Raw genomic sequence first — 23,277 nt, 5'->3', positions numbered from 1 at the left:
CAGCCGGGGCTGTCCGGCTACTGAATCAGCTGTAAACCAGCCGCTTCCTTATGCCGAGATCTGGCGCAGAACGTACTGCAGGATGCCACCGTTGCGGTAGTAGTCCGCTTCGCCCGGGGTATCGATGCGCAGAACGGCATCGAAGGACTTGGCGGTGCCGTCTTCAGCAGTTGCAGTTACCTTGAGCGTCTTCGGCGTGGTGCCGTTGTTGAGCTGGGTAACGCCTTCTACTGCAAACGTTTCCGTACCGGTCAGGCCCAGCGTGGCTGCGGACTCGCCAGCGGGGTACTGCAGCGGAAGGACGCCCATGCCAATGAGGTTGGAGCGGTGGATGCGCTCGTAGCTTTCGGCGACGACGGCCTTGACACCCAGGAGCGCCGTGCCCTTGGCTGCCCAGTCGCGGGACGAGCCGGAGCCGTATTCCTTGCCTGCCAGGACAACCAGCGGCGTTCCTGCTGCCTGGTAGTTCTGGGCTGCGTCGTAAACGTAGGCCTGGGGTGCACCTTCCTGGCTGAAGTCGCGGGTGAAGCCACCCTCAACGTTGTCCAGGAGCTGGTTCTTGATACGGATGTTGGCAAAGGTGCCGCGGATCATGACTTCGTGGTTGCCACGGCGTGAACCGTAGGAGTTGAAGTCCTTGCGCTCCACACCGTTGGCCAGAAGGTATTGGCCCGCAGGAGTGTCCGACTTGAAGGAACCGGCCGGCGAGATGTGGTCCGTGGTGACGGAATCGCCAAGCTTCAGGAGAACCCGGGCGCCCGAGATGTCCTTGACGGGATCCGGCTGAGCCTTCATGCCTTCGAAGTATGGGGGCTTCCGCACGTAGGTGGAGTCCTCGGCCCAGGCGAAAGTATCGCCTGCGGGGGTGTCGAGGGCCTTCCAGCGGTCGTCGCCGTCGAAGACGCCCTCATAGCCCTTGGCGAACATTGCCTCGTCAATGGAGGAGTCAATGACTTCCTGCACCTCAGTGGGGTTCGGCCAGATGTCCTTGAGGAAGACCTCGTTGCCCTCGGAGTCCGTGCCCAGGGCATCGGCTTCGAAGTCGAAGTCCATGGAGCCTGCCAGGGCGTAGGCGATGACCAGTGGCGGCGACGCCAGGTAGTTCATCTTCACGTCCGGGTTGATGCGGCCTTCGAAGTTGCGGTTACCGGAGAGGACAGCAGTGACTGAGAGGTCATTTGCCTGGATTGCCTCGGAGATTTCCGGCTCAAGCGGGCCGGAGTTACCGATGCAGGTGGCGCAGCCATAACCCACAATGTAGAAGCCAAGCTTCTCCAGGTAAGGGGTGAGGCCGGACTTCTCGTAGTAGTCAGTGACAACCTTTGAGCCCGGTGCCACGGAGGTCTTTACCCACGGCTTGGAGGTCAGGCCCTTATCCACGGCGTTGCGTGCAAGGAGGGCCGCAGCCAGCATGACGGACGGGTTGGACGTGTTGGTGCAGGACGTGATCGAAGCGATCGACACTGCGCCGTGGTCCAGCTCGAACTCGCGGCCATCGGCAGTCTTGACCTTGACCGGCGAGGACGGGCGGCCATGGGCACCGTTGGCGGCGGAGTAAACGCGGTCCGTTTCCGTGGTGTGCGAATCGGCGTGCGTGAAGGACGGCGAATCGGAGGCCGGGAAGGACTCGTCCAGGGACTCATCCACGCTGCCGTCTTCAATGGAGACGTAGTTGTGGATGTCCTTGCGGAACTGCTCCTTGGCGTCCGTGAGCTCAATGCGGTCCTGGGGACGCTTGGGGCCGGAGATGGAAGGAACAACGGTGGACAGGTCCAGCTCAAGGAACTCGGAGAAGCGCAGTTCGCGGGAAGGATCGTGCCAGAGGCCCTGTTCCTTGCTGTATGCCTCCACGAGGGCCACGTTTGCTTCGGAGCGGCCGGTCAGGCGCAGGTAGTCCAAGGTGACGTCATCAATGGGGAACATTGCAGCCGTGGAACCGAATTCCGGGCTCATGTTGCCGATGGTGGCGCGGTTGGCCAGCGGCACAGCGGCAACGCCTTCGCCGTAGAACTCAACGAACTTGCCAACAACACCGTGCTTGCGCAGCATTTCGGTGATGGTCAGCACGACGTCGGTAGCGGTGGCGCCGGCGGGGATGCTGCCCTTGAGCTTGAAGCCCACAACACGGGGAATCAGCATGGAGACGGGCTGGCCAAGCATTGCAGCTTCGGCTTCAATGCCGCCAACGCCCCAACCCAGGATGCCGAGGCCGTTGACCATGGTGGTGTGCGAGTCGGTGCCAACACAGGTGTCGGGGTAGGCGCGGACAACGCCGTCTACCTCGCGGGTCATGACCGTGCGTGCCAGGTATTCGATGTTGACCTGGTGGACGATGCCGGTTCCCGGGGGGACAACCTTGAAGTCGTCGAACGCGGTCTGGCCCCAGCGAAGGAACTGGTAGCGCTCACCGTTGCGCTGGTATTCGATCTCCATGTTGCGCTCCAGTGCGCCGGAGTTACCGAAGGCATCGATCTGGACGGAGTGGTCGATGACCATTTCCGCAGGCGCCAACGGGTTGACGCGCTTGGGGTCACCGCCGAGCTCCTTGACGGCTTCACGCATGGTAGCCAGGTCCACGACGCAGGGAACGCCCGTGAAGTCCTGCATGATGACGCGGGCCGGGGTGAACTGGATTTCCGTGTCGGGCTCCGCATTGGGATCCCAACCGGCCAGGGCGCGGACATGGTCAGCCGTAATATTGGCGCCATCCTCAGTCCGCAGGAGGTTTTCAAGCAATACCTTAAGGCTGAACGGAAGGCTGTCTGCGCCCTCTACGGAGTTCAACCGGAAAATTTCATAGTCGGTGCCGGCTACATTCAGTACGCCTTTGGAACCGAAGCTGTCCACAGTGCTCATGGCAGGACTCCTCTCGCAACAGTTTCATCTTTGTCGCGTGGTTGGCCGCTAGCCAGTTAGGCGCACCTTACTTAGCCGGGCGGCATCTCTCTTGGTCACCCCGGTCAGCGGCGTTGATTTCCGTTGACCGGGGCTACTACTGCCATCGTAGTGGCATACTCCGGTGTTGCGTCACTGATCAGGCGTAGCTGCGGAAACACGCGGTTCCGCCTTCTGCACCATGGAACGCGGACTGTGCGGCGGTTAGGCCGCGGGGACAATCAGTCCGACGGTCTCCAGGTGGTGCGTGTGCGGGTAAAGGTCGAAGGCCCGCAGGGATTCCAGACGCCAGCCACCTTGATGGAAGTAACCCAGATCACGTGCGAAGGATGCCGGATCACACGACACATAGGCGATTGCGCGGGGCCCCGTGGCCATCAGTTGCTTCACCACAGCCTTGCCGGCTCCAGCGCGGGGTGGATCCAACACCAGCGAGTCGAAGCTGCGGGCGCGTTGGTGCAGGACCCGTTCGACGCGCCCCTGAACGATTTCCACCTGGGACTGACCATGCAGGTTTTTGCGGGCGTCCCGGCTGGTGCCTGGCGCGCCTTCCACGGACAGGACCGAACCGGTCACTCCGACGGCGTCCGCCAGAGGTGCCGTAAACAGCCCGGCACCGGCGTAGAGATCAGCAACAGAAGCGCCGGGCTGCAAGTACCCGCCTTGAGAAAGATAGCCCGTCACGGCGCCCACCAGTGTGTCCGGGGCGTCCTTGTGGATCTGCCAAAAACCCTCGCCGGTCACCCGGTAGTCGTGGCCCGCTGCAGTTTCCTGCACCCAGGTCCTCCCCCGTAGCTGCAGGACCTCCCCCTTGCCGGGATCGAAGCTTGCAACGGAAACGTCGGGCGGTAACTGAGACACGATGCTGTGCAAGCGCTTGGGACTCGTGGATTCTTCGGGGGCCAGCAGGATCAAGGGCCGTGAACCGTTGGCGGGGACGGCCACTTCCACACGTGCGATGCCGGACAGGTCCAGGTCCCACAGCTTCAGCTCGTTGAGACTCGCCAGCGCCAACGGCATCTCCTTGATGGGAAGCACCACATCTGACCGGTGCGCGTGCATGCCTAACCGGCCTTTGAGGGTCACAGCGAAGCTGGCGCGCGTACGCCAGCCGAGTCCGCCGTCGTGATTGTTTCCCACAGCTTCCACTTCGGCGGCGAGGTCCAGGCCGGCAAGCCGCTTGAGCTGTTCTGCCAGCACTTCGGATTTCAATGCTCGCTGGCGCTGCAAGGAAATGTGTCCAAGCTCCGCGCCGCCCACCGGCGCCGTGCCGCGGCTCCACGAGCCCAGCGAATCCGCCTGCTTCCAAAAGTGCGGAACACGGTCCGCTGAACCTTCAAGGACCTCGACGACGTCGGCACGCCAGAAGCGCGACGAGTCGCCGGAATCGGTCAGGCGGATGCGGACTTTCTCGCCCGGGATGGCGTGCCGGACGAAAATGACGCGCCCTTCGTGCCGCGCGACGAAGTGCCCTCCATGGGCGATGGGACCGATGTCCACCACCAGTTCAGTACCGGGCATGCCCTGGTCCCTGGTGTGGTGGGCTTGGTGTTGTGGGGAATTGCTGTGGGAGGTCATTTAGGTATCCTGCAGTGCCTTTGCTTCTTCGGACGATTTCAACTGCCACGGAACGCTGGCAACCATGACTCCAGGTTCGAAGTGGAGCCTCGTCTTGATTCTGAGTGCTGTCTGGTTATGCACGAGTTGCTCCCACCACTTGCCCACCACATATTCGGGGATGTACACCACAATCAGGTCCCGCGGTGAGTCGCGGCGCATGTTCTTGATGTAGTCCATGATGGGCGTCACGGTTTCACGGTAGGGGCTGGCCAACACCGTCAGGGGAACCGGAATTTCCAGCTTCTCCCAATCCCGCACGGTCTGGGCCGTCTCTTCAGTACTGATGTCCACGGTGACGGCATCCAAGCGCGAAGGCCTCGATGCCCGGGCGTAGGCCAGTGCCCGAAGGACTGGCTTGCGGACATGTGAAACAAGGAGGACTGCGTGAACCCTGGTGGGCAGTGCGCGGGGCGAGGAGTCCTCGTCCACCGCCAACTCCCTGGCCACATTGTCATAGTGCGCGCGGATGCTCCACATGATGAGGAAGAGAACGAACATCGCGAGCAGCGCTATCCACGCGCCTTGCTCGAACTTGGTGATGAGGACAATGACGAGGACCAGTGCCGTCATCCCGAAACCCAGCATATTGATGGTCCGCGATTTGATGATGCGCCGACGGACAGCTTTGTCCTTGGCAAGTTTCAGTTCGCGGCCCCAGTGCCGGATCATCCCCAATTGGCTGGCGGTGAAGGAAATAAAAACGCCCACGATATAAAGCTGGATCAGCTTGGTGACGTCTGCGTTGAACGCGAGAATCAGGACCAAAGCGCCTGCCGCCAAGGCAAGGACGCCGTTGCTGAACGCCAGCCTGTCGCCGCGCGTACGGAGTTGTCGGGGCAGGTACCCGTCCTGGGCCAGGATGGAACCCAGCACGGGGAATCCGTTGAACGCCGTGTTGGAAGCAAACACCAGGATGATGCCCGTGGCCGCAACTACGACGTAGAAAAGAATGGAGCCGGAACCGAAGATGGTGTCGGCTATCTGGCTGATGGCGGGAGTCTGGATGTAACCCTCGGGCAACGGTTTGCCGTCCACCAGGAACTCACGGGCCGGGTCGAGGACGATGTGCACCTTGGTGGCGTTGGCCAGATAGAGGATGCCTGCCAGCATGGAAGCCGCTATGACGCCGAGCAGCAGAAGGGTTGTTGCCGCATTCTTGCTCTTGGGCTTCTGGAAATTGGGCACCCCGTTGCTGATGGCTTCAACACCAGTGAGTGCGGCGGCCCCGGAGGAAAAGGCACGCAGCAGGAGGAATGCCCCGGCCAGCCCCACCAGGCCCTCATCGAATCCAGGCTCGGGCACTATGGTGAAGTTCGCGGACGGAGCCTCCCCCAACGTGCCGCTGATGGCTTGGAAGATGCCCACCACAGTCATGCCCAGAATGGATGCCATGAAGATATAGGTGGGAATGGCGAAGACAGTCCCGGCTTCCTTGACACCCCGGAGGTTGACCAGCGCAAGGATGATGACGCCGACCGTAGCGATCAAAGCCTGCTGGCCGTGCAGAGCGGGCATGGCGGTGGTGAGGTACGTGGCCGCCGAGGACATGGACACGGCAACAGTCAGGACGTAATCCACCAACAGGGCGGAAGCGACAGTGAGGCCGGCGTACTTGCCCAGATTGACATTGGCAATCTCATAGTCGCCACCGCCGGACGGATAAGCGTGGACATTTTGGCGGTAAGAAGCCACCACTGTGAGCAATACCACCATGACGGCGAGGCCGACCAACGGGGAAAATGCCACCGCGCTGACGCCTGCAAGGGCCAAGGTTAAGAGGATTTCGTCCGGGGCATAAGCCACTGAGGACAGGGCGTCCGAGGCGAAGATCGGCAAAGCGATGCGTTTGGGCAACAAAGTGTGGGCCAGTCGGTCATTCCGGACCGGCCTGCCCACCAACACCCGCTTCGCGGCATTCAGAATTGTCAGCACTCCGCAAAGCTACTCTGAATCCCCAGGGATGTCATGACGGTCGTCGCAGGGATAAGCCCGCCGCAAAGGTAAAGTCATACCGAGCGGGACGGACGACGGACATTAGGAGACATGGTGGCTCACTTCGTGATCATGGGTTGCGGCCGTGTTGGCGCAACCCTGGCACACACTTTGGAGGATGCCGGTCACTCCGTGGCCATCATCGACCAGGACGAGCGGGCTTTCCGCCGATTGCGCAACACTTTTACGGGACGCAAAGTCACCGGAGTCGGCTTCGACCGCGACACCCTCAAGCAGGCGGGTGTGGAAGAGGCCTACGCCTTCGCCGCCGTCTCCAGCGGCGACAATTCAAACATCCTGGCCACGCGGGTTGCCCGGGAGACCTTCCATGTTGCCCATGTGGTGGCACGGATCTACGATCCCGGCCGTGCCGAAATCTACCAGCGGCTCGGAATCCCCACGGTGGCAGCAGTGCGCTGGAGTGCTGACCAGGTACTCCGGCGCATTCTTCCCGAGCAGCATCTCGCCGGCGACTACCGCGAGCCCTCCGGCCGACTGGTATTGGCCGAAGTGGATCTGCACGAAGCGTGGATCGGACACAGCCTGGACTCCATCGAGTCCGCCGCCGGAATCCGCATCGCTTTCCTCACCAGGTTCGGTGAAGGCCTGTTGCCCCAAACCGGCACCGCATACCAGGAGGGTGATACCGTCCACGCGATGGTGAGCCTGGACCGAACGTCCGAGATCAGCCGGATTCTCGCCAAAGCACCCGCCAAGGAGTCTTAGTGAAAGTTGTCATCGTTGGCGCGGGCAGCGTCGGCTCGTCCATTGCGCGTGAGCTGCTGGCCCACAAGCACCAGATCCTCCTCATTGACCTGAAGCCCGAAGTGATTGGACGCAGCGGCTTGCGTGGCGCCCGCTGGCTGGTGGGCGATGCCTGCGAACTCAGCACCCTTCAGGACGCAAAACTCGAGGATGCCGACGTCGTGGTTTCTGCCACCGGCGACGACAAAGTTAACCTGGTGGTGTCCCTGCTGGCCAAGACGGAATTCGGCGTGGGCCGCACTGTGGGACGCGTGAACAACCCCAAGAACGACTGGATGTTCAACGACTCCTGGGGTGTGGACGTAGCAGTAAATACTCCACAGCTCATGACGGCGTTGGTCGAAGAAGCCGTCGAAATCGGCGACATCGTGCGCCTGTTGACCTTGCAGACGGGCGTGGCCTCGATCGTGGAATTCACCGTTCCGCATGACTCCCACGTCATTGGCAGCACGGTGGGTGAAATTCAGTGGCCCGAGGATGCCACCCTGGTTGCCATCCTGCGTGATCAGGCGCCCATTACGCCCACGCGTGATGATGTCCTGGACGGCGGTGACGAGCTCTTCTTTGTCACCACCATCGCTGCCGAGGACGGCTTGCGGTCCCTGTTGTCACCAACGTCCGACGACGGACAGGAACCGCGTGAGGGGTCTTCCGAATCAGTGGATCAGTCCGCTGAGGACGACGGCTTCGACGGCTGAGGTGCCGGCTTGGTGACCAGCCAAGCCACCCAGAGTCCCAGTATGTACAGCGGGGCGCCCATCAGGAGCCTGGTGGTAGCCAACGCTGTCAGGCCGGGCTCGCCCATGAAGTACAAGGGGACCTGCACCACAAGGCGCAGGGCCAGCACAGCCACCACGATCCACGTACCCAAAGAGTAGGCCCGGAGCCGCTCAGGATCTTTGCGCCACTCCAGTCCTTCGTTCCGTACGAAGCCGAAGAGGAGTCCGGCCACCGGCCATTTGAAGGCGATGGACAGCACCATGGCTGCGATGTACGCGATGTTGGTGAAGAAGCCCAGCACGTAGAAGTCCTCGGCCTTGCCGGTGGTGTTTGCCAGCCAGGCAGAAATACCCACCCCCACCACGCCCGCCAACGCTTGAGTCAAGGGACGGCGCTGGATCAGGCGGACCACAGTGAAGACGGCGGCCGCAGCCAAGGCCGCGATGAGGGCCGGCGTGAGATCCCGCGTGATGGTGAAAACCACCAGGAACACTAATCCCGGGAGGATGCTCTCGGCAATGCCCTGCACACCGCCGGCGGACTTCAGCATGTCCACGTGGCCTGCGCTGTTCCGGTGCAGTCCGGCTTTTTCGGCATACCCGGCAGCGAGATCGGACACGGTGGGCCCTTCCGTGCCGGATTTTGGCGCATCCATGGGCAGTTCTTCGTTCTCGCGGGGCGTATCGCGCCCCGCGTCCTTCGGTTCTGAACCGTTGGCCACGGTCATAGGTGCTCCTGACGGGAAAGTATTTCGTAGCGGGGATTGAACATGGCCGGAAGGCCATCAACCTGGGTCACCATGCCGTCCAAGCGGAGTTCCACGCCGGCTTCAATGCCTGGAACGCGGGTCCTGCCCAGCCAAATCACGCGGAGGCGGTCGTAGGGCTTCCTGACTCTGCCAGCCCCTGTGTCCGGCACAGGTCCTTGACGCACGGAGTCGACCACCACAGCGGAGAAAAATGGCTGCTCGCTGGGTGGCTGGTGTGTGACCGACTCGATGAAGCCGGTGCACGTTGCCCGGCCCCTGGCAGGGAGATCACGCACTCCCTGCCGTTCGGGACCTTGGCCGGCCACCCCGTTGCGGCCCGATTCATCAGCCAATCTGGGTGATCTCCGGCCCTCGCTCCGGCTGCTGCAAGGCGGGATCTGCAGGAGGAACCGAACCTTGGGGAGCGCCGGCCTGGCCGGGTACCGCAGCATCCTTGGGCAACCGCAGCTGCAGCAGCTCGCGCGGAGGCATCGGATTATCGCCACGGATCACTACCACCTTGCGGAAGAGCTCTTCCAGTCCTGCTGCGGCATCACGCTCCAAGGCAGCCTGTCCGCCCAGGACACCGCGGAGGAACCACCGCGGCCCGTCAACACCCATGAAACGGGCTGCCCGGAAGCCTTTGCTGCCGTCTGCCGCTTCGGCAGGCAGTTTGGCCACGAGTTCAGTGCCGAAAGTTCCGGAAACTTCTTCGGTCTCCCCGCCTTGGCTCGCCACCGATTGGGTGATCTGTTCACGGATCTCATCCCACAGTCCCTCGGAACGTGGTGCCGCAAACGCCTGGAGCTGCAGGCTGGAACCGTTGAGGTCCATGGTCACGGCGACTACGCGCTGGGTGGCTTCTTCCACCTCAAGCCGCAGCTGGAGACCCTCGGCCGGTGCGATCAGCAGTGCACCGAGGTCCACATAGCCATCGCGGCTTTCGATTTCGTCGATGTCCAAGGGACCCTTGCCGAGCCGGAAGTCACCGGGAGTGCCGGAACCACCTGGTTCAGAACTTGGTGCCTCGGTACCGGATTCCTCGACGGTGCCGGCGGTTTCCGGTTGCCCGTCCTTGGACTTTTTGCCGCGCCCAAAAAGCATTGGGTTTTCTCCTTAGTAGTGGTCTATCCCCAAGTAAACCGCAACCACGTTAAACCTCGCTAAACCGCTCCCATGCGTCAAGCGTCGGCGTGCGGTACGCAAGGTTCAGTAGTTTCTCAGGCCTTCGGTGCGTTGAAGCCGCCCGTCGAGCCGAAGCCGCCGGTTCCCCGAACGGAATCGGACAGTTGGTCAACAGCAACAAACTGCGCGTATTCGACGCGCTGAATCACCATCTGTGCAATTCTATCGCCGCGCTTGAGGTCAATGGCATGGTTTTGGTCGGTATTCAGGAGCGTGACGGCAATTTCGCCACGGTACCCGGCATCCACGGTCCCGGGAGCATTGACAACCGTCAGCCCGTGTTTGGTTGCGAGTCCGGAACGGGGGTGGATCAGAGCCACGAATCCGTCCGGCAGTGCAATGGAGACACCTGTTGGAACGAGTTTGCGTTCACCGGGGGCAAGGTGAACATCCTCACGCGAGCGGAGATCGGCACCAGCATCTCCAGGGTGGGCATACGACGGGGCCTCCAGGCCGGCGTCGAGCATTTTCAACTGCACCTCCAGAGTGGGGGCGCCATATGCTGCGGTGGTTTCGCTGCTGTCCGCGACTGCGGAAGCGGCATCTTTACTGAATACTGCGGTCTCGTTACTCACAGTGGTCCATTCTACCGGGACTTGATTCTCCTGAGCCGGTCCAGCCACCCGGGACCGACCGCGCAGGAGGGCGCAGCCGGGGGCCAACGCCCGATAAGCTGGATCCATGCCTACGCCTGACCAGTCCTCCCCCGTTCCTGCCCGGAACACCCCATCGGCCTCCGAGGTCCTGTACACCGAGAAGCTGTGGCCGTCCGTGTGGATCTGGATTGTGGTTGTTGGCCTGTCCGGCGCGGGCGTCCTGATGTTTGGTCCCATCAGTGCAGCCACCGGCATCATCGCTGCCGTTGTCCTGCTGGCCATCATGACCATCATGCTGGTGCTGTCCACTCCCACCATCACCGTCACCACTGACACCGTCAGGGTGGGCCGGGCGAGCATTGACCGCAAATTCGTAGGCTCGGTCCAGGCGTTCACAAAAGCCGAGGCCACCGCCGAGCGCGGCCCCCGCCTGAATGGGTTGGCCTTTATGTGCTTCCGCGGGTGGATTGACCCGGTGGTCAAGATTGAAATCACCGACCCCGCAGACCGGACCCCTTACTGGTTGGCGTCATCCCGACGTCCGGATGAGCTCGTTTCGGCACTGACTCCTTCCAAGAGCTAGCTCTCACACTCGTAGCAATATTGGTGACCGCCCCTTTCCGCGGCGATCTGGGACTTGTGTTTGACCAGGAAACAGTTGAAGCACGTAAATTCGTCCGGCTGCGGTGGCATCACCTGAATGAGGAGTTCTTCACCGGAGAGATCCGCGCCCGGTAACTCAAAGCCTTCGGCAAGGTCGGTCTCATCGACGTCCACCGCTGAGGACTGCTTCCCTGATTGGCTATTCTTGAGCTCTTCCAGGGAATCCTCGCTGACGTCTTCCTCTGTTTTTCGAGGGGCATCGTAGTCCGTGGCCATGGTCCTTCTTCGTCCTCCTTACCAGTTCCGGGTGGGAAAGCGGATGCTGGAAGTTGCCTGCATCCGGTTTAACGGGGAAACGCCGGACGCCCCGGATTTGTGCCCGATATCGGCCAGATTGTCCTCCCCCCTGCCCCGAATGTCCATAGGCGTTGTTTTGGGTGAATGTTGGCTGGAAAGCCCGTCGGAATCGAACTGTTTTCAGCGGAATATCACGGCACGCCCTTTGTCCTAGTAGGAAAAGACCCCCGCGGGTGGCAGAGTTTCGAATGTCAGTTATGCCATGTGGTGGAGGGTGTTATGCAGGATCTACGACTGGTAGGCGTCCACGACGACGGCGGGCATCTGCTCTTGAGCGGCCCGGGTGGTGCGATGTTCCAGCTTCCGATCGACGAAGCCCTCAGGGCCGCGGCGAGCCGCACCCCTGCCCAGGTGGCGGCGCGCGCCTCCAACACGGCTATTGCCATGTCGCCCCGCGACATCCAGGCCAGGATCCGCAGCGGTGCCACGGCCACCGAAGTTGCCGAACTGTCCGGCCTCCCCCTTGCCAACGTCCAACGCTATGAAGGCCCTGTCCTTGCAGAGCGCGAGTACGTCGTCCGCCAGGCCCGCAACATCGAGGTTGCCTCCCCTGCTCCCGGTCATGAGATCTACCGCTCCGCTTTTGGCGATAACCCGGCCACTCTCGGCGAGATGGTTGACTACCGGCTCTCGGCGCACGGCATTGATTCCTCCACGGTGGACTGGGATTCATGGCGACGTCCGGACGGCACTTGGACAGTGGTCGCACGTTTCGAAACTGTTCCCGGCGCTCACGGAAGCATCGGCGAAGAACCGCCTGCCATGTGGACCTTCAGTCCCCAACGCAAGTCGCTGCAGAACGCCAACCGTTGGGCACAGCAACTCAGTGAACTTGAGCCGATGGACGGCCCGGTCCCCGCCCGGCGGCTTGCTGCCGTCTCGGACAGGCCGTTCGATTTCGAGTCCGACGCCGAATCAGCCGCACGCGCGTCCGCGAAAGAATCTGACAGCCTCCTTGAAATGCTCCGTTCACGGCGTGGCCAACGCCTGGGCGTGGACGAAGACGGCGACGACGCCTTGGCTGTACTGCTGAGCAACGTCCCCGCCGCCCACCCCCGGCCCGGTGAAGAACTTGACGAGGCGGCCGAAGATACCGGCCTCGAAGATGCCAAGCCGGTGGCCACCAGCGCTGAAGAGCCAGCACGTAAAGACGGCCGCCCTTCAATGTTGTCGCGGCTGAGCCTTGCTCCGCAGCACGTCGAATCCCACGACGCTGATGATGACTCCCTCAAGCTCCACAATGGAGTGAGCACCGACACCCGTGAAATAACGGTGGTAGCCAGCCCACTGCGGCCTGTCACTTCGCTGACGGGCCGTAAACCTGCGGGTCTTGACGAACTTCTGGGCGGCAGTGGCAAACCGAGGCCACAGGCCGACGAGGAAGCCGCCGGCGCGCCATCGGCCCATGACGTCAGCCGGGATGAGACGCCGTCGGAGGATCAGAAAGACGCAGAGACTCGCAAGGACATTGATGCCCCTGCGGAACGCCAGCCTTCCCGCCCCAAGCGGTCCAGCATCCCCAGCTGGGATGAGATCGTGTTCGGAGCCCGCGGCGACTGACTTCACCGGCTGGTGGAAAACCGGCTGGCTAGTCACCTGCCCCGCTGGATCCCGGCGGGGCAGGATCGGCTAGCTTTGCCGAAGAGCCCCTGCGCCGGGCCAGAGGCAGGCATCGATGTCGAACGGCAGCAGCTGGTCTGCTCCGGCCATCAGATGAGCGCCATGGGCCGTTACACGCCTCATGTAGTGGCGGCGGCACAGCGTCTCGTACCCCACCACCTGCGCGGGCACTGTCTCCATGGGCAGGGTGTCCTGCACGTGCACCGCCTCCATGTGTACGGCGTCGTCGCCGCCGTTTTGGGGTGCGACGTCGCCCACCATCACTTGATCACCTTCCACCACCATGATGCCGTTCACGGTGCGGGCGTTTTGGGTTGCACGTCGGCCGCACCAGCACAAAGCTTCAACCTGGAGCACCTGCACTTTGTCTGCAAGTTCAATGAGCCGCTGTGAACCGGGAAACAAGCGGGTGCGGAAGTCTGATGTGATGCCGAAGGCGAAGACGTCCACCTCCATCTCATCCACCACCCGGGCCAACTGCTCAACTTGGACGGGCGAGTAGAACTGGGCCTCGTCACAAATCAGGTAGTCCACGCGGAGCCCGTTGGTTCGCCGGGCCACCACTTCGTCCCAGAAATCGGTGCTGTCCACAACTTCCACGGCATCGGTTTGAAGGCCCAGCCTGCTGGAGATGGTTGAATCACCTGCTCGGTCGTTACAGCTGAACCGGACACCTCCCCGTCCACGTGCACGGTGGTTATGGTCCATTTGGAGAGCCAGGGTGGACTTGCCGCAGTCCATGGTGCCTGAGAAGAAGACCAGCTCAGCCACGTTTGCCCTTTTTACCTGCCGCGGCGAAACACAGCAACGGTACTTCGCGTTCGGCTTTGGTCAGCGATCCGTGCTGGCCCACCACTTCCAGTGAAGCCGGCCGGGCCCGCCGCGTGTCATAAAGGGCCAAGGTGTCCCGAGCCGCAATCATGACATCGCCAATCCGGGGAGCGACCTCGGGCCGCACCGCGCCGAACAAGCCTGCGTCAACGGCCTGCTCCCGGGTAAAGGCCCAGATTCTTTCACCAAAGCGCGAACGCCAGGCTTCAATCAAAGATTCCGTGTGTGCAGGGGTGGCATCCGGTTCAAGATAGAGATGCACCATGCGGGGCTCCCCGGCAGTGTGACGGACTCCGGCCACCAGAGCTTCATCAGCGGAGTAGTCGATCCTCTGGGATTCAGGCACGTCCAACATGCCGTGGTCGCCGGTCAGCAGGATGGTGGTCCCGGCAGGCAGAGTGGTGGAGAGCCTTTTCACTGTGGAGTCGAGTTCTTCGAGTTGGTGCTCCCAGCGGTCCGACTGGCAGCCGTAGCGGTGGCCGGCCTTGTCCAGCTCGTTGGCGTAGAAGTACATCAGCGAACGGCCGCCGCCGGACATTGCCTCAGCGGCCGCGGCGGTCCGCGCATGCAGCGTGGTCCCGCCGACAAAGCGGCTTCCCCGGAGTGCAGCCTGGGTCATCGGTGAGTTTGCGAACTGCGGCAGGCTTACCGTAACCACGTCCAGCTCCCCGGCCAGCCTTTCGAAGACCGTGGCGTGAGGCTGCCACTGCGCGGGGTCAACGTGCGAATCCCAGTTTCCCAGGAGGTTGACTACCTTGTCTTGGTCGGGGTCGAGGACGTCGTAGCCCACCATTCCGTGCTGTCCGGCAGGCAGACCTGTGCCGAGGCTGGCGAGGGAAGCCGCAGTGGTGGTGGGGAAGGCGGCGTCGATCCACGTGGGGACGTTGCGTTGTCCGCCCGCAATGACCGATCGAAGGAAGGGTGTGTGGGAAGACTTCTGCTTCAACAGGCTACGGCCCAGGCCATCGGCGAGGACCACACAGACACGCTGCGCTGGTGGCAAGTGAAGGTGGTTGGTGAAGCCGGGCATGCCCAGGGATGCGGCCGAACTGGTAAGGACTTCCGCTATGGACTTGCTCCCGAACAGCGGGGGCGATGGGAGGTCTGCGGCCGGGGTGTTCCCCGCAGAGGTGTTCACCGGGTTCTGTGCGGTTTCCCTCAACGCTGGTGTCCGCGGCTGAGGCGGTTGCTGAAGACGCCCGAACGCGGCCTCGGCGCAGGGATGCTGGCATGCTGGGCGGGTGTTGGGTTGCCCGTATTTACTGCCCGCAGTGCGCGGGCAAAAATCTTGGCGTCCTGAACAGCCTGGAGCCCGTCTGCCTCGGCGCTGATCCGCAGGACAATGTCTTCCTGGGCGATGGTTCCGCTGTAACCATGATCGGCTTCACACTGGGGATCCCCGCAGCTTGCGGGGCCCATGTCCAGTCGTTGGCCACCGGACCAGGCGATGGATACCGTCATTTCACGGACAGGATCAGACGGCTTGTAATCCTGGGGCTGCGAATACATGTAGCTGAGGACCACTGAACGGATCTGGGCCACCGGTACCGATTCCGTGGAAACCTGGGCAACGATCTGTTCTCCGGCCTCATCCAACTGTTGGTCATCCACGTGGGTAATCACCAGCATGTCTTCCGTGAGCACCAGCACCGTAATGTGCCTGCGGACCTCGGCCCGGTCAAAGTGGGTCTCCAAGTGGACCAGGTGTGAGAGGCACTCCCGGCCGTCCAGTGCGTCATCAACGACGTCGGCCACCAACCGTGGGTAGAAACCTGACTGCTGCAGCGCCTGCTCAAGGCTCTGTCCCTGCGAGCTGTGATGGTGGGCGGTGTGGGGCCCGGCATTGGACGGGCGGGATTGAGGCGTCGGAGACTGGGTGCTCATTCCCCCATTTTCACAGATCGGTTGGTGACTACCTAACCGTGAGGTGCGCTCCTGTGACTAACCCCGCATGGCGCGTCGGGCACTGTCCGTGCGCTGCGCTGCGTTGCCGATCCACACATCCGCCCCCAGGATGGTGGCCCCTGAGGGACCCGCCAGGACGGGATTGAACTCCACCAGTGCGATCCCGGGGTGGTCATCTTTGAGCTTGGCAAGCCGCGCCGCGATGTCCTCCAGGGCCGCCACATCAACGGCGGGCAGTCCTTGGTAACCGAAGAGCTTTCTGGATGCCCGTGGTGAACGGATGACGTCATGGAGATCGGCGGCTGACAGCGGCGGCACCCGATGTGCCCAGTCGTCCAGCAGGTTCACGGCATCGCCGGCCAGCCCAAAGGACAAGACCGGCCCCAACATTGGGTCCTCCATGGCGCGGAAGGTGCAGGCTTGCCCCACCGGCGCCATCGCCTGTACTTCGAGTGACGGCGATCCGTAAGGCTCCAGGGCGCGGCGCATCTGGGCCACGTTTTGCCGCAGGGATTCGGCGTCCTGGATATCCAGGCGCACCCCGCCGAGGTCCAGTCGGTGCCGCAGCGCGGGATCGGTGGTCTTGAGGACCACCGGCCATCCCACGGTCTCAGCGGCCTGCACTGCCTCATCAGCGGTACCAAATCCCAGAGTGGGCACCACATCGATCCCGTAGCCTGACAGCAGCGCCGCGGCAGCACCGGCGTCGAGCTTCCTGATCTTTTCACCCGAAACGCCGGCCAGCATCGCGCTCAGCATGTCCCTGGTGCCGTCAACGTCGCAGTCCCCGGGCTCCACAAAGAGCCCCTGGTCCCGGTCACGCCACTGCGCGTAACGAACGATCGCCGCAAGAGCAGCCACCGCGGCACCTGCATTTGAGTAGCACGGCAGAACGGGATGGCCGGCCGCACCAACCATGCCCTCAACCTGAACAGAAGGATCCAGGATTCCCGTGAACGCCGCCACAACGGGCTTGCCAGCCTCGGCGGCGCACTCGGCAAAGACTCCGGCGAGCGCTTCCACGGTCAGCCCGCGTGCCGGGAGAAGGGCCGCCACCACAGCGTGTACGGAGTCGTCCGCGAGGTTTTCCCGGAGGCTGGCCCTCAGTGCCGGAAGTGCCAGCGACATACCGGCGTCGAGCTCAAGGTCCGTCACCAGCTTGCTCACATCCAGCCCGAAGGGCCCGGCAGCATCGGCAACCACTTTGGCCAATGCCACGGAATTCGAATAGACGGCCACGCCGGGGCCCTTGGGCAGCGCCTGCGAGGACGCTATCTGGGCGATGTCCATGAGTTGTTCGATCGTCTCAACACGGATCACACCGGCCTGGCGCATCATCGCGTCCACTGCCGCTGCCGGCGCCTGGGTGGTGCGGACTTCGTGCCCGGGCGGCAGGCTGAGGCCCGTGACGTCGGACTTGGCAACGATCACGGGTTTGCTGCGGGACAACCTGCGCGCCAGCCGGGAGAATTTGCGGGGATTGCCGATTGACTCGAGGTAGAGGCCCACGGCGGAAGTATCGGCGTCGTCCTCCCAATACTGCATGGCATCGTTGCCGGATACATCCGCACGGTTTCCTGCGGAGAGGAACGAGGACAGACCGAGCCGACGGCGGCTGGCTGCGGCATAGACAGCCACACCCACGGCAGCGGACTGGCTGAACAAGCCCAGGCTGCCCCTCGGCGGCATCGTGGGAGCCATGGAAGCGTTCAAGGACACCGCAGGGTGCGTATTGAGTATTCCAAGGGACTCAGGGCCGATGACGCGCATTCCGTTCGCCCTGGCCCGCCGCACCAGCTCATGCTGACGTGCAAGTCCACGCTCGCCGTCGTCGGCAAACCCGGCCGTGGCCACCACGATCCCCTTGACGCCCGCGGCGGCGCAGTCGTCCACTACTTTGGGTACTTCTTCATAGGGGACGGCGATGATGGCCAACTGAACCGGTCCCGGGATCTCGGACAACTTTGCGAAGGAAATCATGCCGGCGAGTTCGAAAGCTTCCGGGTTGACGGCATAAACCGGCCCCTTGAAGCCGCCTTCAATGATGTGTTCCAGCAGTTGGTAACCCACGGTGCCCCACTTGCGGCTGGCTCCGATCACCGCAACCGACGACGGCGACAAAAGGTCGCGCACGCTGCGCGCCTCCGCGCGGTGTTCGCGTGACTCCATGACGGCCCGCGATTTCTCCGTGGGATCGATGTTGAATTCCACGCTGACGACGCCGTCATCGAATTGGCGTTTGAGGTCGTAGCCGGCGTCGGCAAAGACCATCAGCATCTTCCGGTTGTCCGGGAGGACCTCTGCGGTAAAGCGTCGGATGCCGTTCTCCCGGGCGGCCACGGCCAGATGCTCCAGGAGGATGGAACCGATCCCACGGCCTTGGTGGGCGTCGGAAATGTTGAACGCGACCTCGGCCTCGGTGGGATCGTCCAGACGGTCGTAGCGGCCGATCCCCATGATTTCGCCGCCGATGGTAATCACGAACGCCACGCGGTTGATATGGTCCACTTCGGTGAAGCGCCGGACTTCCTTGCCGGAGAGCTTTGGCTTGAAGGAGAAGAACCGCATGTAGATGGAGGCCTGCGACTGGCCGGCATGGAACGCCTGCAAAGCGTCGGCGTCCTGGGGCCGTATTGGACGGAGGTGGGCTGTCCCGCCGTCGCGCAGCACGACATCAGCCTCCCAATATTCCGGATAAATGCCGACGCCGGGCTGATCCACCATAGGCTTAGCCTAGCTAAAACATCCGCAGTTCAACTTTCAAGGATTTACCGACCCCATGGCCCGCAGCCAAAAATCAGCACGCACAGCCGAGCCCCTTGGCGATTTCACAGAGAACATCGTGGACATCGACGTCACTTCCGAGATGGAAGGCTCCTTCCTGGAGTATGCCTACTCGGTGATTTATTCGCGTGCGCTCCCGGACGCACGCGATGGTTTAAAGCCCGTTCAACGGCGCATCCTGTACATGATGTCCGACATGGGCCTCCGCCCGGATCGCGGCCATGTCAAGAGCGCGCGCGTGGTGGGCGAAGTCATGGGCAAGCTCCACCCGCACGGCGACACCGCGATCTATGACGCCATGGTGCGCATGGCGCAGGACTTTTCGCTCCGCCTGCCGCTGATCGATGGCCACGGCAACTTTGGATCGCTCGACGACGGACCGGCAGCTCCGCGTTACACAGAGGCACGTTTGGCGGCCGCCGCGCTGACCATGACGGACCACTTGGACGAAGACGTTGTGGACTTCGTCCCCAACTACGACAACCAACTGACGCAGCCCGATGTCCTCCCGGCAGCTTTCCCCAACCTGCTGGTCAACGGCACCACGGGCATCGCGGTGGGCATGGCCACCAACATGCCTCCGCATAACCTGGTGGAGGTCATCGCCGCTGCACGCCACCTGATCGCGAACCCCGCTGCCACGCTGGATGAGATCATGAGGTTTATCCCAGGCCCGGACCTTCCCACGGGTGGCCGGATCGTAGGCCTGGACGGGATTCGAGATGCCTATGCCACGGGACGGGGATCCTTCAAGACCCGCGCAAAGGTTGAGGTGGAACAGTTGTCCGCGCGCCGGACTGGCCTGGTGGTCACCGAACTTCCCTACATGGTGGGTCCGGAAAAGGTCATTGAGAAGATCAAGGACGCAGTCAACGCCAAGAAACTGACCGGCATCAGCGATGTGGTTGACCTTACTGACCGTAATCACGGCCTGCGCCTGGTCATCGAGTTGAAGAACGGTTTCAATCCCACCGCCGTGCTCCAACAGTTGTACCGCTACTCGCCCATGGAAGATTCCTTCGGCATCAACAACGTCACCTTGGTGGACGGCCAGCCGCAGACGTTGGGTCTCCTGCAGTTGCTCCAGGTGTACGTTGGACACCGCCTGAATGTGGTGCGGCGCCGCACCTCTTTCCGCCTTGGCAAGAAGAAGGACCGCCTCCACCTGGTGGAGGGCTTGCTGATCGCGATCGTGGACATCGACGAAGTCATCCAGATCATTCGCTCCTCCGACGAAGCCTCGGCTGCGCGTGAACGCCTTATGTCCATCTATGACCTCACCGAAATCCAGGCCAACTACATCCTGGAACTGCGCCTGCGGCAATTGACCAAGTACTCGCGCCTTGAACTGGAGAAGGAACAGGACGAACTCCGCCGCGAAATTGAGGCCCTTGAAGCCATCCTTGCCTCGGACGGGTTGCTCCGCGATCTTGTCTCCGGCGAGTTGGCTGTGGTCGCTGAGAAGTACGGCACGCCCCGGCGCACTGTGCTCCTGGAATCAGAAGCAGTCTCCCCCACCGTTGCTGCAGCCTTGGCGGCATCCGTACCCGGGCCCAAGGGCAAGGCCGCAGCGCTGCCCTTGGAAATTCCGGACGACCCCTGCTGGGCCCTGCTCAGCGTTTCGGGCCAAATCGCCAGGACATCCAACCAGGAGCCGCTCGCCGAAGCGGGCCCCCGTACCAAGCATGATGTGTTCCGCTCCGTGGTGAAGACCACCGCCAGGGGCGAAATCGGTGCGGTGACATCGCAGGGACGTATGCTGCGGCTCCAAGTGATGGACATGCCTGTGTTGCCACCGGTATCAGGCTTGCCCAACCTTGCCGGCGGCGTACCCGCCAAGGACTTCATCACCTTACTCAAGGGCGAAACCTTGGTGGCGTTCGTGCCTTTGGACGCCGTCCTCGCCATTGGCACGCTCCAGGGCGTAGTGAAGCGTGTCCAACCGGATTACCCGCTGAACCGTGAGGACTGGGAAATCATTGCCCTGAAGGACAAGGACTCGGTGCTCGCGGTTGAACCGGCGCAGGAGGACAACGTTGATCTGGTCTTCGTGACACGGCAGGCCCAATTGCTTCGGTTCAGTGCATCGAACGTCCGCCCGCAGGGACGCACGGCCGGTGGCATGGCCGGCATCAAGCTTGCCGCCGACGACGAAGTGATCCACTTCGGTACCGTTCGCGCGGACGATCCTGCCGCCGTCGTGGTGACTATCGCCGGAACCAACGGTGCTCTGCCCGGAACGGCGCCGGGAACTGCGAAGGTGACCGCCTTCGAGGAGTATCCCGCCAAGGGCCGGGCCACTGGCGGCGTGCGGGTCCACCGATTCCTTAAGGGCGAGGACACTCTGCTCCTGGCTTGGGCCGGGCACGGTCCGGCCAAGGCGTCCTCGGCTGCCGGCGTGGCACGTGCACTTCCGCACGAACACGGCCGCAGGGATGGATCCGGGGTTCCACTGTCCCAGCCCGTGGAAGCGATCGGCCCGAGCATGGCGTGGGCTGACGCGACAGAGTAGCCGCAGACTCGTTCGAACAGGCACAGCAAAGGCCGGGGGTTACAGACCGCCGGCCTTTGTGCTGCCGTGGCCTTAAGGCCACCGCATGGGCTAGCCGGTTTGGTTGAGGCTCAGTATGTTTCCCTCACTGTCCAGGAACCAGGCCGCAGCGCTACCGTCCGGCATGGTGGCGACGCCGTCCTCGGTCTTCAAGCCAGGGAAGTCGTAGTCTTCAAACGCAACTCCCTTGCCTCGGAGCTCCTGCACGGCGGCTTTGACGTCACTGACCATCCAGCCGATCTGTGTGTTCTTGGCCGTCCCTGCATTCGGTGTCTGATAGATGAAGAATCCAGTTCCATCGCCGCACTTGTACTGAAGGTTGTCGTCGTCGTCCGGATTTTCGGGTTCCAGTCCGAGTTTTTCGCTGTAGTACGCGCGTGCCCGGGCTATGTCCTGTGCCGGTAGGACGGCACCAACCTGCTGATCCTTGAGCATTGTTTTCTCTTTTCCGGCTCTCCCCCCGGAACGAACTTTACTCTCGGGAGGGTGCGTACGTAATCGGAAAACGACACCATATTTCCGGGCCCGCACAGGAGTGTGGGCCGGATCAGCTTAGACTGGCCGCATGCCGATCATCCCTGATGAAAAAGACTGGACCTGGGTGCTCTCAGAGCCCTGCCCCGAGTGCGGCTTCGACCCCGCCACAGTGACTCCTTCCACGGTGCCCGGCACCGTCCTGAACATGCTTCCCCGCTGGCGGGCGGTGCTGCGCAGGGAAGGCGTGTCCACGCGCCCCAATGACCATACGTGGTCCAATCTTGAGTACGCATGCCATGTCCGCGACGTCTTCAGCCTGTTCGACCAGCGGCTGAACCTGATGCTCACAGAGGATGACGCCCGCTTCGCCAACTGGGACCAGGACCAGGCGGCGATCGAGGGCGGGTACGCTTCAGCGGATCCCCGAACGGTGGCCGACGAACTTGAGGCAGAGGGCAAGGAAATTGCGGAGTCCTTCGCCCGGGTCACCGAGGATGACTGGCAGCGCACCGGGACGCGAAGCAATGGATCCTCTTTTACCGTGCTGACGTTCTCCCAGTACTTCCTCCACGATGTTGTTCACCATCTTCATGACGTGGACGGCTAGGGAAACTACAGCATCTTCTCCCACGTCATGCTGCGGTTGACGGGCGCGTAGCCCATGCCAAGGTAGAGTTCCAGCGCCCCTGTGGGGTTGGCCGAGTCCACGTCCAGTGACGCCACCTCCATTCCCGCTGAAGCGTAGCGTTGCATGGCATCGGCGAGCAGTGCTTGGGCTATGCCCCGGCCGCGATAAGCACGCCGCACGCCCAGGAGCTCCGTATAGCCTTCTGCGAAACCGCGCTCCGCGGCGGAGTCGGGATCGAAGCTGGTGAGCTGATATCCGGCCACCTCCCCAGCTGCGGAATCGATGACCACCGCACTGAGATCGTGCCGGGCAGTAGGTTCCTCAAGAGTGAAGCGCCAGGATTCTTCATCCCGTGGCTCGCTTCCCCAGTGGTCCCTGAACGCATCGTTATGGGCCAGGCGAACGGGTTCAAAGAGCGAGGGGTCCAGCGTCCTCAGCTCAAGTCCTGCACTCAGGGGCGCCTGGGGCAGTTCGCGGGAAAGAGGGCGGTGCATTTCGTTGAACCAGCGCACAGCACCGTAGCCGTGCCCCATCAGGAGCGTCGCCTGATGCTCGTGTTGTTCCTCCGTCTGGATCCGGAGACGGGGCGGTGCCGTGGTGTGGCCGGCAGCCGCGTCGGCTTGGAAGCGGCTGCGAACTTGTCCTTCCTGCCACACCAGGACCGCGGAACCAATGCCACGCTGTTGCCATTCCGGGTCCACGCATGCCATTCCGGTGGCTTTGTCCCCCTCCGGGTTCTTGACGATGCGCCCGTAGGCGCGGGCCACGCCGTCGGAGTCCAGGCCCAGGAGAGTGCTTGTCTCCGCCGGGTTCTTGGTGGACTCCATGACGTGGAGCAGGTCGCCTCGCTTCTCATACCAGACGGGATGTTCGGCCGCGGCTGTCCGGGCTATCAGCCCTGCCCAATTATCGAGGTCGTCCATGGTGGCTGGCCGCCAGCTCAGCCCGGTGGCAATGTCATCAGGAAGGTCTTGGCTGGAGGTTTCGAAAGGCATGCCAA

General features: G+C 62.6%; 20 protein-coding genes. 6 read left to right on the top strand and 14 right to left on the bottom strand.

Annotated elements, in window-relative coordinates; all coding sequences use genetic code 11:
• Window positions 1-48 precede the first annotated feature (48 nt).
• The 3 genes from acnA to CQ020_RS05360 form a co-directional block, all read right to left on the bottom strand.
• Entirely contained in the window at window positions 49-2,856 is a 2,808-nt protein-coding gene (acnA, locus tag CQ020_RS05370; RefSeq protein WP_105690888.1) for an aconitate hydratase AcnA, read from the bottom strand.
• Window positions 2,857-3,099: 243 nt separating this feature from the next.
• Window positions 3,100-4,473, bottom strand: coding sequence for a class I SAM-dependent RNA methyltransferase (locus CQ020_RS05365; RefSeq protein WP_105690887.1), 1,374 nt, complete (start codon window positions 4,471-4,473; stop codon window positions 3,100-3,102).
• Window positions 4,474-6,447: an APC family permease gene (locus CQ020_RS05360; RefSeq protein ID WP_105690886.1), complete on the bottom strand. Its 1,974-nt coding sequence runs from the start codon at window positions 6,445-6,447 to the stop codon at window positions 4,474-4,476.
• A gap of 114 nt (window positions 6,448-6,561) precedes the next feature.
• Here CQ020_RS05360 and CQ020_RS05355 point away from each other — a divergent pair, with 114 nt between their 5' ends.
• Both CQ020_RS05355 and CQ020_RS05350 read left to right on the top strand, forming a co-directional pair.
• Window positions 6,562-7,233: a TrkA family potassium uptake protein gene (locus CQ020_RS05355; RefSeq protein ID WP_105691067.1), complete on the top strand. Its 672-nt coding sequence runs from the start codon at window positions 6,562-6,564 to the stop codon at window positions 7,231-7,233.
• The gene (locus CQ020_RS05350) at window positions 7,233-7,970 is read left to right on the top strand and encodes a TrkA family potassium uptake protein (RefSeq protein ID WP_105690885.1); all 738 of its coding nucleotides are present in this window, start codon (window positions 7,233-7,235) and stop codon (window positions 7,968-7,970) included. Before CQ020_RS05355 ends, CQ020_RS05350 begins: the two co-directional genes overlap by 1 nt.
• Here CQ020_RS05350 and CQ020_RS05345 read toward each other — a convergent pair.
• The 4 genes from CQ020_RS05345 to dut all read right to left on the bottom strand — a co-directional run bounded on the left by CQ020_RS05345 (window position 7,937) and on the right by dut (window position 10,500).
• Window positions 7,937-8,719, bottom strand: a complete 783-nt coding sequence (locus tag CQ020_RS05345) for a DUF3159 domain-containing protein (protein WP_105690884.1) — start codon at window positions 8,717-8,719, stop codon at window positions 7,937-7,939. The two genes, CQ020_RS05350 and CQ020_RS05345, sit on opposite strands and share 34 nt — an antisense overlap.
• Complete coding sequence (locus CQ020_RS05340; protein WP_258141720.1) at window positions 8,716-9,093, bottom strand: hypothetical protein; 378 nt, start codon at window positions 9,091-9,093, stop codon at window positions 8,716-8,718. Before CQ020_RS05340 ends, CQ020_RS05345 begins: the two co-directional genes overlap by 4 nt.
• Window positions 9,086-9,844 carry a DUF3710 domain-containing protein gene (locus CQ020_RS05335; protein ID WP_105690883.1) on the bottom strand — a complete coding sequence of 253 codons (759 nt, stop codon included), beginning with the start codon at window positions 9,842-9,844 and terminating at the stop codon, window positions 9,086-9,088. The genes CQ020_RS05340 and CQ020_RS05335 overlap by 8 nt, the downstream gene beginning before the upstream one ends.
• Window positions 9,845-9,960: 116 nt before the next feature.
• Window positions 9,961-10,500 carry a dUTP diphosphatase gene (dut, locus tag CQ020_RS05330; protein ID WP_105691065.1) on the bottom strand — a complete coding sequence of 180 codons (540 nt, stop codon included), beginning with the start codon at window positions 10,498-10,500 and terminating at the stop codon, window positions 9,961-9,963.
• Between the two features lie 106 nt (window positions 10,501-10,606).
• Between dut and CQ020_RS05325 the strand changes: the two genes are divergently transcribed.
• A complete protein-coding gene (locus tag CQ020_RS05325; RefSeq protein WP_105690882.1) occupies window positions 10,607-11,104 on the top strand; it encodes a DUF3093 domain-containing protein in 498 nt (165 codons plus the stop codon).
• On the opposite strand, the gene CQ020_RS05320 is transcribed toward CQ020_RS05325, so the two are convergent.
• Entirely contained in the window at window positions 11,101-11,400 is a 300-nt protein-coding gene (locus tag CQ020_RS05320; RefSeq protein ID WP_105690881.1) for a DUF4193 domain-containing protein, read from the bottom strand. The two genes, CQ020_RS05325 and CQ020_RS05320, sit on opposite strands and share 4 nt — an antisense overlap.
• A gap of 300 nt (window positions 11,401-11,700) precedes the next feature.
• Here CQ020_RS05320 and sepH point away from each other — a divergent pair, with 300 nt between their 5' ends.
• Window positions 11,701-13,041: a septation protein SepH gene (gene sepH / locus CQ020_RS05315; RefSeq protein WP_105690880.1), complete on the top strand. Its 1,341-nt coding sequence runs from the start codon at window positions 11,701-11,703 to the stop codon at window positions 13,039-13,041.
• Between the two features lie 69 nt (window positions 13,042-13,110).
• Here sepH and CQ020_RS05310 read toward each other — a convergent pair whose 3' ends face one another.
• The 4 genes from CQ020_RS05310 to CQ020_RS05295 are packed head-to-tail and all read right to left on the bottom strand — an operon-like array spanning window position 13,111 to window position 18,561.
• Window positions 13,111-13,872 (bottom strand): thymidine kinase, encoded by a 762-nt coding sequence (locus CQ020_RS05310; protein WP_105690879.1) that lies wholly within the window; start codon window positions 13,870-13,872, stop codon window positions 13,111-13,113.
• Complete coding sequence (locus tag CQ020_RS05305) at window positions 13,865-15,094, bottom strand: alkaline phosphatase family protein (RefSeq protein WP_105690878.1); 1,230 nt, start codon at window positions 15,092-15,094, stop codon at window positions 13,865-13,867. Before CQ020_RS05305 ends, CQ020_RS05310 begins: the two co-directional genes overlap by 8 nt.
• Window positions 15,091-15,816 carry a DUF5998 family protein gene (locus CQ020_RS05300; RefSeq protein ID WP_105690877.1) on the bottom strand — a complete coding sequence of 242 codons (726 nt, stop codon included), beginning with the start codon at window positions 15,814-15,816 and terminating at the stop codon, window positions 15,091-15,093. The genes CQ020_RS05305 and CQ020_RS05300 overlap by 4 nt, the downstream gene beginning before the upstream one ends.
• Before the next feature lie 57 nt (window positions 15,817-15,873).
• Window positions 15,874-18,561: a bifunctional GNAT family N-acetyltransferase/acetate--CoA ligase family protein gene (locus tag CQ020_RS05295; protein ID WP_105690876.1), complete on the bottom strand. Its 2,688-nt coding sequence runs from the start codon at window positions 18,559-18,561 to the stop codon at window positions 15,874-15,876.
• A 55-nt stretch (window positions 18,562-18,616) separates the two neighbouring features.
• Here CQ020_RS05295 and CQ020_RS05290 point away from each other — a divergent pair, with 55 nt between their 5' ends.
• The gene (locus tag CQ020_RS05290; protein ID WP_105690875.1) at window positions 18,617-21,133 is read left to right on the top strand and encodes a DNA topoisomerase (ATP-hydrolyzing) subunit A; all 2,517 of its coding nucleotides are present in this window, start codon (window positions 18,617-18,619) and stop codon (window positions 21,131-21,133) included.
• 90 nt (window positions 21,134-21,223) lie between these two features.
• Here CQ020_RS05290 and CQ020_RS05285 read toward each other — a convergent pair whose 3' ends face one another.
• Entirely contained in the window at window positions 21,224-21,607 is a 384-nt protein-coding gene (locus CQ020_RS05285) for a VOC family protein (RefSeq protein WP_105690874.1), read from the bottom strand.
• Window positions 21,608-21,737: 130 nt separating this feature from the next.
• Here CQ020_RS05285 and CQ020_RS05280 point away from each other — a divergent pair, with 130 nt between their 5' ends.
• Window positions 21,738-22,256 carry a DinB family protein gene (locus tag CQ020_RS05280; protein ID WP_105690873.1) on the top strand — a complete coding sequence of 173 codons (519 nt, stop codon included), beginning with the start codon at window positions 21,738-21,740 and terminating at the stop codon, window positions 22,254-22,256.
• A gap of 5 nt (window positions 22,257-22,261) precedes the next feature.
• Here CQ020_RS05280 and CQ020_RS05275 read toward each other — a convergent pair whose 3' ends face one another.
• On the bottom strand, window positions 22,262-23,272 hold the full coding sequence (locus CQ020_RS05275; protein WP_105690872.1) for an N-acetyltransferase: 1,011 nt from the start codon (window positions 23,270-23,272) through the stop codon (window positions 22,262-22,264).
• Between the last annotated feature and the right edge of the window lie 5 nt (window positions 23,273-23,277).

This window comes from Arthrobacter sp. MYb23, from assembly GCF_002979775.1.
GTDB lineage: Bacteria > Actinomycetota > Actinomycetes > Actinomycetales > Micrococcaceae > Arthrobacter.
Note: the sequence above shows the minus strand (reverse complement) of the source record. Positions and strands in the feature narration are given on the sequence as shown.

Excerpts from the sequence above, each read along its gene's own strand:
- acnA (WP_105690888.1), bottom strand. The coding sequence starts at position 2,856 with ATGAGCACTGTGGACAGCTTCGGTTCCAAAGGCGTACTGAATGTAGCC.
- CQ020_RS05365 (WP_105690887.1), bottom strand. The coding sequence starts at position 4,473 with ATGACCTCCCACAGCAATTCCCCACAACACCAAGCCCACCACACCAGG.
- CQ020_RS05345 (WP_105690884.1), bottom strand. The coding sequence starts at position 8,719 with ATGACCGTGGCCAACGGTTCAGAACCGAAGGACGCGGGGCGCGATACG.
- CQ020_RS05335 (WP_105690883.1), bottom strand. The coding sequence starts at position 9,844 with ATGCTTTTTGGGCGCGGCAAAAAGTCCAAGGACGGGCAACCGGAAACC.
- CQ020_RS05325 (WP_105690882.1), top strand. The coding sequence starts at position 10,607 with ATGCCTACGCCTGACCAGTCCTCCCCCGTTCCTGCCCGGAACACCCCA.
- CQ020_RS05320 (WP_105690881.1), bottom strand. The coding sequence starts at position 11,400 with ATGGCCACGGACTACGATGCCCCTCGAAAAACAGAGGAAGACGTCAGC.
- sepH (WP_105690880.1), top strand. The coding sequence starts at position 11,701 with ATGCAGGATCTACGACTGGTAGGCGTCCACGACGACGGCGGGCATCTG.
- CQ020_RS05300 (WP_105690877.1), bottom strand. The coding sequence starts at position 15,816 with ATGAGCACCCAGTCTCCGACGCCTCAATCCCGCCCGTCCAATGCCGGG.
- CQ020_RS05295 (WP_105690876.1), bottom strand. The coding sequence starts at position 18,561 with ATGGTGGATCAGCCCGGCGTCGGCATTTATCCGGAATATTGGGAGGCT.
- CQ020_RS05290 (WP_105690875.1), top strand. The coding sequence starts at position 18,617 with ATGGCCCGCAGCCAAAAATCAGCACGCACAGCCGAGCCCCTTGGCGAT.
- CQ020_RS05285 (WP_105690874.1), bottom strand. The coding sequence starts at position 21,607 with ATGCTCAAGGATCAGCAGGTTGGTGCCGTCCTACCGGCACAGGACATA.
- CQ020_RS05280 (WP_105690873.1), top strand. The coding sequence starts at position 21,738 with ATGCCGATCATCCCTGATGAAAAAGACTGGACCTGGGTGCTCTCAGAG.
- CQ020_RS05275 (WP_105690872.1), bottom strand. The coding sequence starts at position 23,272 with ATGCCTTTCGAAACCTCCAGCCAAGACCTTCCTGATGACATTGCCACC.